Source organism: Providencia sp. PROV130 (genome assembly GCF_028482225.1).
In the GTDB taxonomy this organism is placed as follows: Bacteria; Pseudomonadota; Gammaproteobacteria; order Enterobacterales; family Enterobacteriaceae; genus Providencia; species Providencia rettgeri.
Map to the genome: position 1 here is coordinate 1 of NZ_JAMPQC010000037.1, position 17,440 is coordinate 17,440.

At 43.0% G+C, this 17,440-nt stretch carries 13 protein-coding genes; 4 read left to right on the forward strand and 9 right to left on the reverse strand.

Features of this window, described 5'->3' with window-relative positions:
• Positions 1-273: 273 nt before the first annotated feature.
• The 7 genes from rraA to priA form a co-directional block, all read right to left on the reverse strand.
• Positions 274-798, reverse strand: a complete 525-nt coding sequence (gene rraA, locus PSF28_RS21165) for a ribonuclease E activity regulator RraA (protein WP_102140417.1) — start codon at positions 796-798, stop codon at positions 274-276.
• Between the two features lie 119 nt (positions 799-917).
• A complete protein-coding gene (locus PSF28_RS21170; protein WP_102140416.1) occupies positions 918-1,841 on the reverse strand; it encodes a 1,4-dihydroxy-2-naphthoate polyprenyltransferase in 924 nt (307 codons plus the stop codon).
• Between the two features lie 187 nt (positions 1,842-2,028).
• Entirely contained in the window at positions 2,029-3,363 is a 1,335-nt protein-coding gene (gene hslU / locus PSF28_RS21175; RefSeq protein WP_102140415.1) for an HslU--HslV peptidase ATPase subunit, read from the reverse strand.
• An 11-nt stretch (positions 3,364-3,374) separates the two neighbouring features.
• A complete protein-coding gene (gene hslV / locus PSF28_RS21180; RefSeq protein ID WP_004265304.1) occupies positions 3,375-3,905 on the reverse strand; it encodes an ATP-dependent protease subunit HslV in 531 nt (176 codons plus the stop codon).
• A 169-nt stretch (positions 3,906-4,074) separates the two neighbouring features.
• A complete protein-coding gene (ftsN, locus tag PSF28_RS21185) occupies positions 4,075-4,881 on the reverse strand; it encodes a cell division protein FtsN (RefSeq protein ID WP_272685617.1) in 807 nt (268 codons plus the stop codon).
• Between the two features lie 73 nt (positions 4,882-4,954).
• On the reverse strand, positions 4,955-5,983 hold the full coding sequence (gene cytR, locus PSF28_RS21190) for a DNA-binding transcriptional regulator CytR (protein ID WP_102140413.1): 1,029 nt from the start codon (positions 5,981-5,983) through the stop codon (positions 4,955-4,957).
• Between the two features lie 341 nt (positions 5,984-6,324).
• A complete protein-coding gene (gene priA, locus PSF28_RS21195; protein ID WP_272685618.1) occupies positions 6,325-8,523 on the reverse strand; it encodes a primosomal protein N' in 2,199 nt (732 codons plus the stop codon).
• 218 nt (positions 8,524-8,741) lie between these two features.
• On the opposite strand from priA, the gene rpmE reads away from it, so the two are divergent.
• On the forward strand, positions 8,742-8,957 hold the full coding sequence (gene rpmE / locus PSF28_RS21200) for a 50S ribosomal protein L31 (RefSeq protein ID WP_004265313.1): 216 nt from the start codon (positions 8,742-8,744) through the stop codon (positions 8,955-8,957).
• Between the two features lie 87 nt (positions 8,958-9,044).
• On the opposite strand, the gene PSF28_RS21205 is transcribed toward rpmE, so the two are convergent.
• Both PSF28_RS21205 and metJ read right to left on the reverse strand, forming a co-directional pair.
• Positions 9,045-9,758, reverse strand: coding sequence for an outer membrane protein (locus PSF28_RS21205; protein ID WP_210838057.1), 714 nt, complete (start codon positions 9,756-9,758; stop codon positions 9,045-9,047).
• Between the two features lie 368 nt (positions 9,759-10,126).
• The gene (gene metJ / locus PSF28_RS21210; RefSeq protein WP_004265315.1) at positions 10,127-10,444 is read right to left on the reverse strand and encodes a met regulon transcriptional regulator MetJ; all 318 of its coding nucleotides are present in this window, start codon (positions 10,442-10,444) and stop codon (positions 10,127-10,129) included.
• A 315-nt stretch (positions 10,445-10,759) separates the two neighbouring features.
• On the opposite strand from metJ, the gene metB reads away from it, so the two are divergent.
• The 3 genes from metB (at position 10,760) to ppc (ending at position 17,417) form a co-directional block, all read left to right on the forward strand.
• Complete coding sequence (gene metB / locus PSF28_RS21215) at positions 10,760-11,920, forward strand: cystathionine gamma-synthase (RefSeq protein ID WP_102140410.1); 1,161 nt, start codon at positions 10,760-10,762, stop codon at positions 11,918-11,920.
• A gap of 12 nt (positions 11,921-11,932) precedes the next feature.
• Positions 11,933-14,374 carry a bifunctional aspartate kinase/homoserine dehydrogenase II gene (locus PSF28_RS21220; RefSeq protein WP_102140409.1) on the forward strand — a complete coding sequence of 814 codons (2,442 nt, stop codon included), beginning with the start codon at positions 11,933-11,935 and terminating at the stop codon, positions 14,372-14,374.
• 403 nt (positions 14,375-14,777) lie between these two features.
• Entirely contained in the window at positions 14,778-17,417 is a 2,640-nt protein-coding gene (gene ppc / locus PSF28_RS21225) for a phosphoenolpyruvate carboxylase (RefSeq protein WP_109912971.1), read from the forward strand.
• Positions 17,418-17,440 lie beyond the last annotated feature (23 nt).

Below are 17,440 nucleotides of genomic sequence, written 5' to 3' on the forward strand. Positions count from 1 at the left end.
ACCTACCTACAACACGAATTATTTAGAGAAATGTTTGTTATGCCTCACATTGTAGGGCGCTGGCTTCGTCTCTTCGCCCTAGTCACAGACTTATGTATGCTCCTAGGGTCTTATCGACTTTGCCACCTACCTACAACACGAATTATTTAGAGAAATGTTTGTTATATCTCACGCTGTAGGGTTTAGAGAAACTTTCGGCATACCTCGCGTTGTAGCGTATAAAAATAAGGGCTGCAATAATTTGCTGCCCTTATTTATAGAATTTTTAACGGATTATGCGTCGATATTGTCATCTTCGATAAAATCGTCGGTCCCAGACGGGATTAATGGCTCTTCAGAAAGAATAATGCCAGTGTTATCGGCATAAAGGTAGTCACCAGAGAAGAAGGTGACGCCGCCGAAATTAACGCGGATATCACTTTCACCGATGCCTTCATCTGGGCAGCCTGCAGGCATCGCCGCAATAGCTTGAATACCGAGATCAAGCTCCATTAGTGCATCTACCTGACGGACGGCACCATAAACCACAATGCCTTCCCAGTGGTTATCAACGGCGAGTCTGGCAATTTCAGCATCAATGAGTGCCTTACGGACAGAGCCGCCACCATCAACCAGGAGAATACGCCCAGTGCCGTCTTCTTCCAGCAAATCATACAGTAGGCCATTATCTTCAAAGCACTTAACCGTAATGATTTGACCGCCAAATGAAGTACGTCCACCAAAGTTGGAGAAAAGGGGTTCTACCACATTAACGCTTTCTTGGTAAATATCGCAGAGTTCGGAAGTATCATATTTCATAGGAGTTAGGTCTTTTTTGCTGCAAGAGGTAGCCAGTATATCCCTTTTCAACAGTACTTGGCAAAGTTACCCGCCTAAAAATAGGCGGAAAAAGTCAAAAAAACGACAAATAGTGACTGTTATTTACTCATCACAACGCCAATGGAGAATAAAACGTTGGTTACGAGTGCGGCTTTCACCATATTTTCGAGTAAAGGACGCATGCCTTCTGGGGTAGGGTCACTCAGAACGCGGCGTAAATGGTTCATCAGCATCGGTACGGCTAATAAAAATAACCAACCACTCCACCCGTGCAAGTAAATTAGGTTAAAAAATGCCAAACATAAAATTGCCGCAACAATAATAATGGTGTGATAAATCCGAGCTCCTTGGGGGCCTAAACGTACCGCTAAGGTATTTTTACCTGCTTTAATATCATTTTCGATATCACGCATATTATTGATATTCAGTACTGCGACAGAGAGCAACCCACAAGCAGTTGCGGGTAGAATAGTGATGATATTAAAACTATTAGCTTGTAAATAATAAGTCCCAATAACACTTAGCCAGCCAAAGAAAATTAAGACAGAAATATCCCCTAACCCTAGGTACCCATAGGGTTTTTTGCCGACGGTATAGGTAATTGCAGCAACGATAGCAATAAGGCCTAGTGCAACGAAACCAATGGCATCCTCTGGCTTTTCGCACGCAACAATAATTAACAGTAAGCCAGAAAGGCAGGCTGCCGTAATATTTAGTTTGAGCGCCTTTTTCATGTCCGCTTGCGTGATAACACCTTTTTGCATACCACGTAATGGACCAATACGTTCTGCGGTATCAGAGCCTTTGACTGCGTCACCATAGTCATTCGCAAGGTTAGATAAAATCTGTAATAAACCCGCGGTGATAAGTGCTAATAAAGCGACGGGCCATTTAAAATTATTAGTTAAATAAGCGAGTGCAGAGCCTGTCACAATCGCAATCACCCCTAATGGTAGGGTTTTAGGGCGGAGACTTTCAATCCAAGCTTGTTTACGACTTATTGTTGTGGATGTCGACTGCATGCAGTTACCTATAATTCAAACTCTTTAGAGATGTGTTCTTAATAATTTAATAACCCATCATATAGAGAGATACCTGAGTATTTTCAATGTAATGGGCAGAATATTTCATAGAAAAAAGTGCAGCGATAAAAGCTGCACTTTAGTCGATGTATATTAAGGATACATGAAAACCAGATAATTAATAAGATTATAAAATAAATCTACTCAGGTCTTCATCCGCCACCAGCTCATCTAAGTGCTGTTTGACATAATCTGCATCGATTTGGATAGTTTGCCCGTTACGGTCACTGGCATCGAAAGAAATATCTTCCATTAAACGCTCAAGCACGGTGTGCAAGCGACGAGCACCAATGTTTTCGGTTGACTCATTGACTTGCCATGCGGATTCCGCAATTTTACGGATACCGTCAGTCGTGAATTCAATATTTACGCCTTCTGTTGCCATCAGCGCTTTATACTGTTCAGTTAATGAGGCATTTGGTTCAGTCAAAATACGCACAAAATCTTCAGTTGTCAGCGCTTGTAATTCAACACGAATTGGTAAGCGGCCTTGGAGTTCAGGGATCAAGTCTGATGGGCTCGAAACTTGGAACGCACCTGAAGCGATAAACAGGATATGGTCGGTTTTGACCATGCCGTGTTTAGTCGAAATGGTACAGCCTTCGATTAATGGCAGTAAATCGCGTTGAACCCCTTCTCGAGAGACATCTGGCCCTGAGCTTTGGCCGCCACGTTTACAAATTTTGTCGAATTCATCGATGAAGACAATACCATTTTGTTCAACTGCTTCAATGGCTTGTTCTTTTAACTCTTCAGGGTTGACTAATTTAGCTGCTTCTTCTTCAACTAGCAGTTTGAATGCCTCTTTGATTTTCATCTTACGTGGCTTCTGCTTTTGGCCTGCTAAGTTTTGGAACATGGATTGTAACTGGTTCGTCATCTCTTCCATGCCCGGAGGTGCCATAATTTCAACACCCATAGGGGATGCAGCGACTTCAATTTCAATTTCTTTATCGTCTAATTGGCCTTCACGTAATTTTTTACGGAATGCTTGGCGAGCTGGGGAATGCTCATCCGTTGGTTCAGATTGCCCCCAATTATTTTTTGCGGGTGGAATAAGAACGTCTAAAATACGTTCTTCAGCCATTTCTTCGGCGCGATAGCGGTTTTTTTCAATAGACTGTAAACGCACCATTTTAACGGCGGAGTCAGTTAAATCACGAATAATCGAGTCAACTTCTTTTCCGACATAACCGACTTCAGTAAATTTAGTCGCTTCGACTTTGATAAATGGCGCATTGGCTAATTTCGCCAGGCGGCGAGCAATTTCAGTTTTACCCACCCCTGTTGGCCCAATCATCAAAATATTTTTTGGTGTGACTTCGTGACGTAACACTTCATTTAACTGCATACGGCGCCAGCGGTTACGCAGAGCAATCGCAACAGAACGTTTGGCTTTATTTTGGCCAATAATATGATTGTCGAGTTCGCTGACAATTTCGCGTGGAGTCATTTCGGACATACTAGCAATCCTTATGATTTTGAAGAAATTTCTTCAAAGTTGACATTATGGTTGGTGTAAATACAGATATCACCTGCAATAGCGAGCGCTTTTTCAGCGATTTCTTTGGCGCTTAAGTCTGTATTTTCTAACAAAGCACGCGCGGCTGACTGAGCATAGGGACCACCGGAGCCAATAGCAATTAAGTCATTTTCCGGTTGAACCACATCACCATTACCCGTAATGATCAGTGAAGTGTGTTCATCGGCGACAGCTAACAAGGCTTCTAACTTGCGAAGCATGCGGTCGGTACGCCAATCTTTAGCGAGTTCAACGGCCGCTTTTGTTAAATGGCCTTGGTGCAGTTCGAGTTTGCGCTCAAACAGTTCAAATAATGTGAATGCGTCTGCGGTGCCACCGGCAAATCCGGCAATGACTTTGTCGTTGTATAAACGGCGAACTTTGCGGACATTGCCTTTCATGACGGTATTACCCATCGTCGCCTGTCCATCACCACCAATTACGACCTGGCCATTACGGCGAACACTTACGATTGTTGTCATGAGTTAGCCCCTGGTTTATTACAAAAAAAGAATGCGGTTGTATGTGATTTTCAAAAGAGTAAATTCAAGTGATAGTTGTCTAATTAACTATCACTTGAACTAGGTTGAAGCCACAAAGTACCGCTCATGAGTACATTAAAACAGTACATGGGGGGGGAGGAGGAATTTTTCAACCCCCAGAAGCACGAAGAATACAACCGGAAACACCTGCACCTGCTGCGCGGTCACGCATTTTTTCGGCGGTGGACTTGGAATAAGGCCCTAAAACGATACGGTGCCAACCTCCACCTGCGCTTACGCGGCTTTCAATACCTGAAAATGCCAAAGTAGCTTGCACAGACTCGGCTTGTTCTGCTGTACGGAATGAACCGCATTGAACAACCATATTTTGTAAACTGTTTGTCGGTTTAGTGCTTGGTGCCGTTTGTGGTTGAGCTGCGGGCGCGGTTGGTTGAGCCTCAAGTTTTGGCGGGGTATTGGCCACCGGTTTACGTTGTACTGGCTCGATAGGTTGAGCCGGTTCATTGATGAGCACTTGGGAGCGCGGTACGGGTTTACCGTTTGCAGGGATTTCTTGCAAGTTAGTGACAGGCTGGCGTCTGTCAGAATCAATTTGCTCTAATAGCTGGCGCTGTTCAGGTGTTAAATCTGATGGGCGCACAATATTATTGCCAGTACTCGGTTGTTGAATATTTGGCATATCCACACCACGACGTTCGAGCTCTTTAATATAGCGCCAACGTTCTTCAGGCTTTGGTGGAAGCGTACTTCCCGGTGTTGTTGGTGTGACAACTTGGGGGGGCGGTGTGTCCTTTTTATTTTGAGTGATATAAAACAGGCCGCCAACAAATAGCACGACAATTGCCACAGCAACAACCAATGTTGTCATTGGGAGTCCTTGTGCTTTCTTTGATTTACCTTTGCTTTTTTTACGGGCGGATGAGCGCCCCCGAGCTACATAATCTTTTTGTGCCACGCTATTAATTCACTAGTTATCAATTGTTCGTCATCATTTGGCTTAACATGTTACTTAACCCGAGCAACTTTGACTAGCTTTTAGGCGCTTTTGTGCTCTCTCTGATGATTAAATCAGAATCTAGGAGACGTGAACCCGGGTTTACATTGTGTCCATGGATTTGCTCAAGCAGTAATTGCATCGCATGATGACCAATTTCAGCACGAGGTTGATTAATGGTTGTTAGGGCTGGCAAGGTATACTTTGATTGCTCTAAGTTATCAAAACCAACAAAAGAAAGGTCATCAGGGAGCTTCAAGCCCATTTTTTTCGCTTGCCACATCGCGCCAATAGCCATGATATCACTGTGACAAAAGATAGCCGTAGGTGGTTCAGGAAGTGACATCAATGTTTTCACAGCTTCAGCCCCACCTTCATGGGTAAAATCGCCACGGATAATATAATTTTCACGCAGTTTTTCGCCTGTGCGCAACATGGCTTTTTTATACCCTTCTAAACGGTATTGACTTAAAGGCATATGGTTAGGGCCTGCAATACAAGCAATCAGTTTATGGCCTTGTTTTTGCAGGTAATGTGTCGCATTAAACGCGGCAGTGAGGTTATCGATATGCACAGTCGGTAGTTTTAGCTCAGGCGCAAATTCATTCGCCATCACTATCGGAGGAAGGTTTTTCTGCTCTTCCGTTGAGATATCGAACGGAATATTGGAGCCCAGTAAGACCATGCCATCAATTTGTTTGGTAATAATAAGATTAATAAAAGCATTTTCTTGTTTTTCTTGGTGTTTACAGTCTCCAATCAAAACAAAATAGCCTTCTTGAGCAGCGATTTCTTCAATCCCACAGACGACATCACTAAAGAACGGATCGCGGATATTGGGAACAAGTACAAGAATGGTTTTTGATTCATTGCGCTTATAGCTTCTAGCAAGGTTATGAGGATAATAACCAACATCCATCACCGCTTGTTCGACTTTTTGGCGTGTTTGCAAAGAAACTTTTTCCGGGTTCATGAGTGTTCTTGACACCGTCGCTGTCGAAACGCCCGCGGCACTGGCAACATCTTTCATTGTTGCCGTGTGATTGTGTTTTTTACTTTCCACAACGCCTTCCTTAGATTGATTTAATCGTTTGCTTTTTTTGAATAGCGCAAGTACGTCATTATTAGTGGTTATTCTAATTGGTTTCTCAATAATATCTGTTACCTAGTTTGCATAAAAAGTGTGACTTGCGTCATTTTTTAGAGCTGCTTCGCAAATTTTGAAAATAATTCTAAGGGTAAAAAGATAAATGAAGCTCAACGTGTATAAAAAATATCCAATTTGGTTGTTTAGCATTATAGGGTAAATAATTCAAAGTTATCAATATGCTGCAAAGACAATATTGGTATCGCCTATAAAGTTAAATGGTTAGATAAAATGAATCCTTTAGCATTGTTCATGCGTTAACAATCAGTTGGGTCCACATCAATATTCCATTTTACTTTGCGACTTTCTGGGTGTTGAAGAATTTCTGGCAACAGTTTCGCCATAAACTGCTGTAAATAAAGTCGCGAAGGGTGTTGCAATAGCAATTGCCAGCGGAATCGGCCGCCACGTTTAGCTTGAATCGACGGTGAGGGGCCTAAAATCCACATTTTTTCATCGCTTTGTGGGTGTTGAGTTATATATTGCCGTACATTTTGCAGAAATTGACGCGAGTCCTGGTTATTGTGATCTTCTGAACGGATCAATATATGGCTGGTGTAAGGCGGTAGCATGGCGATTCGGCGCTCTTCCATCGCTTCTTGGGTAAATGCGTTGTAACCCTCTTCAAGTAGTGTGAGCAGCAGCGGGTGTTCGGGATGGTGAGTCTGTAAGAACACTTCACCTTGTTTACCGGCTCGGCCTGCTCGGCCAGAAACTTGCACGTATAATTGAGCAAACCGTTCGGCTGCACGAAAGTCACTTGAGAATAAAGCCCCGTCAACATCTAATAAGGCGACTAAGGTGACATCAGGGAAATGGTGGCCCTTGGCTAACATCTGTGTGCCTATTAGAATTCTAGCTCCTCCCTCATGTACTTGATTTAAATGTTGTTCCAGTTCCCCTTTACGGCTTGTGGTATCACGGTCAATACGGGTAACAGGGGTGTCAGGGAATAGTTCACAAATACCTTCCTCAAGTTGTTCAGTTCCCATTCCAACAGGCACTAAATGCGTTGAACCACATTGTGGGCATTGGTGAGGAACTGGACGTTGGCTATCACAATGGTGGCAGCGTAATTGATGGAAATTTTGATGTAAGGTGTAATAGTGGTCACAGCGCTGGCACTCAGCAATCCAGCCGCATTCATGGCAAATTAATGCTGGCGAATAACCACGACGATTTAAAAACAAAATCACCTGATTGTTTTGTGCAAGATGTTCTTTAATATGTTGAATTAATAAGTGAGAAAGGCCAAATTTTAGCGGTTGGCCTTTTAAGTCAATAAGATGTTGAGTCGCAGGGCGTGCATTACCGGCACGAATAGTGAGATTTAATTGCCGATACTTATGTTGTTGTGCATTAAATAAGGTTTCTAACGATGGCGTTGCAGTGCCCATCACAATGGGGATATTGTTCTTTTTCGCACGGAAAACGGCTAAATCACGTGCATGATAACGCCAACCATCTTGTTGTTTGTATGAGCTGTCATGCTCTTCATCAATAATAATAATGCCAAGGCGGGCAAAAGGCGTGAACAGTGCTGAGCGAGTGCCAATAATAATGGCGTTTTGCCCTTGCTTCGTGCGTAGCCATACGGCTAAACGTTCGCTATCGTTCAGCCCAGAGTGCAACACATCAACAGGCGCATTGAAGCGCTCACGAAAACGGCTAATAGTTTGTGGGGTCAAACCAATTTCAGGCACCAGTACTAAAGCTTGTTTACCTTGAGAAAGGACATTCTCCAGAACACTCAAATAGACTTCAGTCTTACCAGACCCTGTTATCCCTGCGAGCAACCATGGTGAAAATTGGTCATCTTCAGCACGTATAGCACCGACAGCGGTAGCTTGCTCGCTATTAAGCCGCAACCTTTCACCACAAACTGTAAAGTTTGGTTGCCACTTTTCGCTCGTCGGTTGAACGGGATGTAACTCAATATAAGCTTTCTTTTTCAGTGCTTGCAGAGCACTTTCACTGATTTCAAGCTCATTCACTTGATGGCGATAAACGGTTCTACGACGTAAAAGTGCGAGGGCCTGCTGCTGTTTTGGGGAGCGTTTGAGCTCATTAAGGTCAACGGCTAAGCCTTCATCTGTCACTTGCCATTGCCAAATCGGGGTAAATTCAGCGGGTTTACCTTGGCGCAACAATGTGGGTAATGCGTGGAATAGTACTTCGCCAATTGGGTAGTGGTAGTATTGGGAAGACCACAGTAAGAGCTGCCAAATATCATCAGGGAAGAGTGTTTGATGGTCGAGAACCAGTTCGATAGCTTTTAATTTATCTTCAGCAAACTCGCTTTTATCGCTGTGTTTTACCACAATACCTAGGGCTTGGCGCTTGCCAAACGGCACCATAACACGGCTGCCAATCACTGGCAGTGGCATGTTATCAGGAAGGCGATAATCAAATGTGCGGTTTAATGGGACAGGTAAAGCCACCTGAACGACGATCATATCTGGGTTTCCGTCTATTTTTTATGCGATAATGCGAGCGATTGTTGACTAGAGTACCACAAAATTTACTCAGTTTTCATTGCGTGATAAACAGAATTTCTGTATGATCCGCCGCCTTTGGTATTTATTTTTACCAATATATTAAATTCAATCAACACGACGTGTGGTGTCCGGCGTTAGGGCTGGAATGGCGACACGGCCTTAATAGAGGTTCTCCCATGAAAAAAGGTATTCACCCTAAATACGAAGAAGTTACTGCAACTTGTTCTTGCGGTAATGTAATGAAAATTAATTCAACTGCTGGTCACTCGCTGAACCTGGACGTTTGTGGTAACTGCCACCCGTTCTATACTGGTAAACAGCGTGATGTTGCGACTGGTGGTCGTGTTGATCGCTTCAACCAACGTTTCAGCATCCCAGGTTCTAAAAAATAATCGAACTTGTGAAATGCGAAAAAAAGGGAAACTGAGTTTCCCTTTTTTAATGCCCAAAATAAGCGTTTTTATGTCTAAATGAAGAAATTAGAAACGATAAAGCACACCAAACATGATGTCATTACTGCGTACTTTGACTTTAGACTTGAGCGTCTCGCCATCGTCGTTATAACTGACGTCAGATTTGCCCGCATCTAAGAAGCGATAGCTTAAATCTAATGAAAGGTTATCATTCACAGCATATTGTGAACCTAAACCTAAGCTCCAAGCAAAGTTGCTTTTTGTTTTAGATTTAGAAAATGAATCATAGCCATAGTACATAGAATGATGGCTTTTTTCTTCGTATGAATAAGTCGATTTATGTTTAATACTTGCTAAACCTAATCCAACGGATACGTAAGGGGTGAAATTGGTTTCGTTTTTGAAGTCATAATAAGCATTAACCATAAAGGTATTTAATGTGATATCGTTTTTGCTGTCATCTGAAGCGGTAAAGAAACTATTATTTTCATAGAAAATATTATGTTTAGATGAGGCTTTACCACGCAGCGTAATATCTAATTCGGTACGTAAAGGTAAAGAAGTTGTATCGTACAGGTCATAACCAAGAGCAATACCCCCACCAAATACACCTTTTGTTTTACTACCACCACTAACACTACCATCTTCATCAGACCATTTTTGGTCCGATAGTTTTATGATAGATGTACCTAATTTACCAGAAACATAAAAACCGCTGCCAGATGCCATAGCCACGCTAGATACAAGGCTGAGTAGGGAAACTGCAATTATTTTTTTCATTATTTATTACCATTCATGTAGTTAATTAAATATCAGCATCTATTATAGGTCTAAATAAATAATGTACTTAAGGTAAATTTTTGATTTTTTGATAAACAGAATAAGCGGCCATTTTTCATAGTAAAAGAGTGATTTTTTAGTATGAAATATAAGGAAATATTATGAGTTGGTGGGTTGTGTTACCTGTTCTTACAACTGTGGAATTAATTTATTCATATTTCGGGTTATGGAGCCGAAATATAACAACATTTACGAATGGATTGGCAAGAATTCAAAGCAACATTGAATAAAACATAAGGAAAGACACTACGTCGCAAGGCTTGCGACGTAGTTAAAACTTTGAGGTACGTAATGACGACTAATTGGGATTAATATTCCCACGTTTCAGGGTCGATACCTAATTCGCGCATAATTTCTTTTGCGGCTTCAGGGATCTCGTCATTACGTTCTTTACGCAAGTCTTCATCATTTGGCAGTGGTTGGCCTGTGAATGCATGCAAAAATGCTTCACACAGTAATTCACTGTTAGTGGCATGACGTAAGTTATTGATCTGACGGCGAGTACGCTCATCAGTTAAAATTTTTAGTACCTTCAAAGGAATCGATACTGTAATTTTCTTTACTTGCTCACTCTTTTTGCCATGTTCAGCATACGGACTGACATACTCACCATTCCATTCAGCCATGGGTTACCTTGGATATTTTCAGTAATAATTAAAAATAATATGCATATTCTTTTTAATAGGAACTTATTCTAAGCTCTAAATCGAGAATATCTGCATATATGTTCGATGAGGATTCACTTATTTTAACACAAAATACTGTCTAAAATTAACGAGTTAAACCCACTTATGCGATTGACTATCAATTTACACATAATTATTAAGGCTGATTATTCCATTACTTGATATAAACGTAAAGAGGTTTAGACGTCTAGATATGTTGACGTCTAAACATCCGATGGGTATGATTTGGCCTATCACTGTTCAGGAGAAGCGTTTATGACTTACAAACCGTCAACCATCGCAATTCATAATGGATTAAACGATGACCAACAATTTGGTTGTGTTGTGCCTCCCATTTATTTGTCCAGCACCTATAACTTCACTGATTTTAATGAGCCCCGCGCACATGACTACTCACGCCGTGGAAACCCAGGTCGGGATATTGTGCAAAAAACATTGGCACAACTTGAGGGGGGAAGCGGCGCAGTAATGACCAACAGTGGGATGTCAGCGCTTCATTTACTCTGTACTGTTTTTTTACAGCCCGGTGATCTATTAGTTGCACCTCATGATTGTTATGGCGGAAGTTATCGGTTATTTAATAGCCAAAGTCAGCGTGGGGCTTACCAAGTGCAATTTGTTGATCAAAGTGATGAATCTGCATTACGAGCTGCGCTCGCTAAAAAACCTAAATTAGTCTTAATTGAAACACCCAGTAACCCATTATTAAGAATTTTTGATATACAGCATATTGCTCAATTAGCGCATGATGTTGGTGCGTTAGTGGTTGTCGACAATACATTTTTAAGCCCTATCCTCCAGCAACCACTGTCATTAGGGGCTGACTTTGTTGTGCATTCATGTACAAAATACCTTAATGGTCATTCAGATATTGTGGCTGGTGTAGTGATTACCAAAGAGGAAAAATGGGCAATAGAATTAGCGTGGTGGGCGAATAATATAGGTGTCACTGGGGGCGCTTTTGATAGCTACTTATTATTAAGAGGCATCCGAACTCTATCCCCACGTGTGTTACAGCAACAGCAAAATGCACAAGAGATCGTAAAATATCTTAAATCGCAGCCTTTAGTGAAAAAATTGTATTATCCTGCATTGGAAGATCATCCTGGGCACGAAATAGCGCTGAAACAACAAAAAGGTTTTGGCGCCATGTTGAGTTTTGAATTTGCAGGTGATGAGTCACAACTTCGCCATTTTCTTCGCTCACTTAGCCTGTTTACATTGGCGGAGTCATTGGGTGGAGTGGAAACATTGATTTCCCATACTGCGACAATGACGCATGCAGGTATGTCAGCAGAAGCTCGTGCGCAAGCAGGGATTACAGATAGCTTGCTAAGAATTTCAGTGGGAATTGAAGATCCTCAGGATTTAATCACAGACTTAGATCACGCATTTCAGGTTGCGGCACAACGTTAGCGGAGTTTTTTGATGAGTGTACTAACAGCGGTTGAGGTGGCTCCTTGTCACCGTCAGTTACATAAGTTTGGGGGCAGTAGTTTAGCCGATGCGAAGTGCTATCAACGCGTTGCAACAATTATGGCAAACTATAGTCAACCCGGTGATTTAATGGTGGTTTCTGCCGCGGGTAGTACAACCAATCAGTTGATTAACTGGTTGAAATTAAGCCAAAGTGACCGTATTTCGGCTCATCAAGCTCAACAGTCGTTACGCCGCTATCAACTTGATTTAATTGAATCTCTTTTACCGGAACAAAAAGCCGTAGAATTAAGCCAATTATTTATTCGCGATTTAGAGCGTTTAAGCGCGTTGTTGGATAAACCGACAAATGATGCGACTTATGCAGAAGTGGTAGGGCACGGTGAAATTTGGTCCGCACGCCTTATGGCTGAGGTGCTTGCTCTGGCGGGTATGACGAGTGCTTGGTTAGATGCGCGTTTATTTTTACGCGCTGAGCGAGCGGCACAACCGCAGGTCGATGAAACACAATCGCGTTATTTATTGCAACAACAGTTAACTCAGTTACCGAACCGACGTATTGTCGTGACAGGCTTTATTTCGCGTAATCAGCAAGGTGAGACGGTACTGCTTGGGCGTAATGGGAGTGACTATTCTGCAACACAAGTCGGTGCGTTAGCAGATGTGGGAAAAGTAACGATTTGGAGTGATGTCGCTGGGGTGTATAGCGCGGACCCACGCAAAGTGAAAGATGCCTGTTTATTGCCCTTATTGCGCCTAGATGAAGCCAGTGAATTGGCGCGCTTAGCGGCTCCTGTTTTACATACACGCACTTTACAACCCGTTTCCGTGAGCAATATTGATTTGCAATTAAGGTGTAGCTACCAACCGGAGCAGGGCTCAACAAAAATTGAACGGGTACTCGCGTCAGGAGCAGGGGCAAAAATCGTGACTAGCCATGATGATGTGTGCTTAATTGAATTGCGTATCGCTGCCGGCCGTGATTTTAAACAAATCTGCAAAGATGTGGATTTATTACTTAAGCGTGCTCAATTGCGTCCTTTGGCGCGTGGTATTCATCATGACCGTTCTTTGCTGCAATTATGTTATACCTCTGAAATTGTCGAAAGTGCCTTAAATACCCTTGAAGAAGCCGGGTTACCGGGATCATTATCATTACGTGAAGGTTTTTCTTTGGTTGCGTTAGTCGGTGCAGGTGTGTGTAAAAAGCCATTACATAGCCACCGTTTTTATGAGGAATTAAAAGGGCAGCCTGTTGAATTTATTTGGCATTCAGAGGATGCCATCAGTTTAGTCGCTGTTTTGCGTTCTAACCAAACCGAGCACTTAATTCAAGGGATGCACCAGAGCTTATTCCGTGCAGAAAAACGCATTGGATTAGTGCTATTTGGTAAAGGGAACATTGGTGCGCGTTGGTTAGAGCTTTTTGCTGCGGAGCAACACAAAATTTCGGCACGTAGTGACTTTGATTTTGTCTTAGCCGGTGTGGTAGATAGCCGCCGTAGCTTACTGAATTACCAAGGGATTGACCCAAGCCGTGCGCTGGCTTTCTTTGATGACGAAGCCGTAGAGCATGAGGACGATAGCCTATTTTTATGGATGCGTTCCCATCCTTATGATGATTTAGTGGTATTAGATGTCACCGCAAGTGAGACACTGGCAGATAACTATGTGGATTTTGCGAGTTATGGTTTTCATGTGATCAGTGCAAATAAAATTGCGGGGGCAGCGCAAACGGCACAATATCGTCAAATTCGCGATGCGTTTTCGAAAACAGGTCGTCACTGGCTATACAACGCAACAGTAGGAGCAGGGTTACCGATTAACTATACGGTACGGGACTTAAAAGAAAGTGGTGATTCGATTCTGGCTATCAGTGGTATTTTTTCCGGAACACTATCATGGCTATTTTTACAGTTTGACGGTTCTATCCCATTTAGCGAGCTAGTAGAGCAAGCTTGGCAGCAAGGGTTAACTGAACCAGATCCACGCATTGATTTATCAGGGCAAGATGTCATGCGAAAATTAATTATTTTAGCCCGTGAAGCGGGTTATGACATTGAACCCGATGATGTGAGAGTGGAATCTTTAGTACCGAAACAGGCTCAGACGGGTTCACTCGATGAGTTCTTTGAAAATAGCGCCATTATTAATGAGCAGATGCAGCAACGTTTAGAAGCGGCGCAAGAACTTGGGTTAGTGCTACGTTATGTAGCGCGGTTTGATGCAGTAAAAGGCAAAGCAAAAGTCGGTGTGGAAGCCGTGAAACCGGAACACCCTCTAGCCTCATTATTACCGGGTGACAATGTGTTTGCTATCGAGAGCCGTTGGTATCGAGACAACCCATTAGTGATCCGAGGCCCAGGAGCAGGGCGCGATGTGACCGCTGGCGCTATTCAGTCGGATCTAAACCGGCTCTCTCAACTTTTATAATCATTTTTCAGGTGTATTGGTGTTCTTGGTAGTATTGAGAGCGCCGATGCATTATGAATATTTTTAATTTACCCCTTCATTTTCTGTTTTTTATTCTGATGATTTAATTCTTAAACATTATTCATGTCTTAAAAGTGCTGAATCGACGATATATTGCGCTGAAACAATACTTAAATAAGAAAAATTAATAAAAATAAGGCTGTAATTAAATTTCAGAAAAATCCCCCAAAGTCATTTTTTTCTGATATGAATATACACTGAAGGGTAAATTTAGCGGCCTGCATCACAAAACGACAACTCTAACGCAGCCGACTGAAATTTTGTTACAGGAAACTGGGTGCAGTCTGTTAACCGTGAATCGTGCGGGAAAGCATTCTGCCAGAAGCACAAGGTCAGGAGTCTCATGAATCAGCAATATTCCGCAATGCGCAGTAATGTCAGTATGCTGGGTAAGCTACTCGGCGATACCATCAAGGAAGCCTTAGGTGAGGACATACTCGACAAAGTTGAGTCCATTCGTAAGCTTTCCAAATCTTCTCGTGCAGGTAATGAAGTTCAGCGCCAAAAATTGCTGATGACATTACAAAATCTTTCTAATGATGAATTGCTACCCGTTGCAAGGGCATTTAACCAATTCTTAAACCTGACAAACGTTGCTGAGCAATATCACAGCATTTCGCCTCACGGTGAAGCGGCAAGTAACCCAGTGGCATTGAAAAATCTGTTTAGCCGATTAAAAGGCAAAAACTTCACTGATGGTGATATCCAAAAAGCGGTTGAACAGCTTTCAATTGAGCTGGTTTTAACGGCTCACCCAACGGAAATTGCTCGCCGTACATTGATCCACAAATTGGTTGAGGTAAACAACTGCTTATCACAACTCGACCATGATGATATTGCAGATTATGAACGTAATAATATCATGCGCCGCTTACGCCAATTAGTGGCACAATCATGGCATACCGATGAAATTCGTAAAATTCGACCAACGCCCATTGATGAAGCAAAATGGGGATTTGCCGTTGTTGAAAATTCATTGTGGGAAGGGGTTCCCGCTTTCTTACGTGAATTTAATGAACAGTTGGAAGACTCAATCGGCGCGGTGTTACCCGTTGAAGCAAACCCAATCCGCTTTACTTCATGGATGGGGGGGGACCGAGACGGTAACCCGAACGTGACTGCGGATGTGACTCGTCAGGTACTATTACTGAGTCGCTGGAAAGCGGCAGATTTATTTCTCAAAGATATTCAAGTGTTGGTATCAGAGCTTTCAATGACAGAAGCAACCCCAGAGCTGCGTGCGCTAGCAGGGGGAGATGATGTTGATGAGCCTTATCGCCAAATTGCGAAAAATTTACGTAGCCAATTATTCTCGACATTAGAGTATTTAGAGCGCCGTGTTAAAGGCGAGCAAGTTTTACCACCGGCAGACTTATTGGTAGATAACGCCCAATTATGGGACCCGCTATATGCATGTTATCAATCATTAATTGCCTGCAATATGAAAATCATTGCGAATGGGCAATTGCTTGACACATTGCGCCGTATTCGTAGCTTTGGTTTGCAATTGGTACGTATTGATGTGCGCCAAGAAAGCACTCGTCACACTGAAGCCATTGCAGAGCTAACTCAGTATTTAGGGTTGGGTGATTACTCGCAGTGGTCAGAAGAGGAAAAACAACAATTTTTGCTGGCAGAGCTACAATCGTTACGCCCACTGATCCCTCAAGACTGGCAGCCAAGTGCAGAAACACAGGAAGTATTTGAAACTTGCCGTGTGATTGCGAAAGCCAAAAATGATTCTATCGCAGCTTACGTTATTTCAATGGCGAAAGTTCCGTCAGACGTGTTGGCGGTTAAATTGTTGCTGAAAGAGAATGGGGCGTCAGTCCGCTTGCCAGTAGCGCCACTATTCGAAACACTGGAAGATTTAAACAACGCTGAAAGCGTGATGACCAAGCTTTTAAGCATTGAGTGGTATCGCGACCTTATTGATGACCGCCAAATGGTGATGATTGGTTACTCCGATTCGGCTAAAGATGCAGGGGTAATGGCGGCGTCATGGGCGCAATATCGTGCACAAGATGCACTCATTAAGTTGTGTGAGAAAGAAGGTGTCACACTGACATTATTCCATGGGCGTGGCGGTACAATTGGCCGCGGCGGTGCACCTGCACATTCAGCATTACTTTCTCAACCACCAGGTAGTTTAAAAGGTGGGCTGCGGGTAACAGAACAAGGCGAAATGATCCGTTTTAAATTCGGCTTGCCACAAGTCACGATTAGCAGCCTTGCCTTATACGCGAGTGCAATATTAGAAGCGAATCTTTTACCACCACCAGAGCCAAAAGATGAGTGGAAGTCCGTGATGGATTCACTATCTGATGTGTCTTGCGCGATGTACCGTGATTATGTGCGTGAACAACCGGATTTTGTCCCTTATTTCCGCGCTGCGACGCCTGAACTAGAGTTAGGTAAATTACCGCTTGGGTCACGACCTGCAAAACGCCGGCCAACGGGTGGCGTGGAAACGTTGCGTGCTATTCCATGGATCTTTGCGTGGACGCAGAACCGCTTAATGCTTCCCGCATGGCTAGGCGCTGGTGCAGCACTGAAACATGTCATTGAGAAAGAAGGCAAACAAGCTGTTCTTGATGAAATGTGGCAGCAGTGGCCATTCTTTAATACACGTATTGCGATGTTAGAAATGGTTTATGCAAAAGCAGACTTATGGCTGGCAGAATATTATGACCACCGCTTAGTGGAAGAGCGCTTATGGCCATTAGGGCAAAAACTACGTGACCAGTTGTCTGAGGATATTAAAAGCGTATTGGCGGTTTCGAAAGACGAAGCGCTAATGGCGGATTTACCTTGGATAGCAGAATCTATCGCGTTACGTAATGTCTATACCGACCCATTAAACGTCTTACAAGCAGAGCTTTTACATCGTTCTCGCCAACAAGAGCACCCAGACCCACGTGTCGAGCAAGCCTTGATGGTAACGATTGCAGGGGTTGCTGCAGGTATGCGTAATACGGGTTAGTTTGTTGATTTTTAAAATACTTG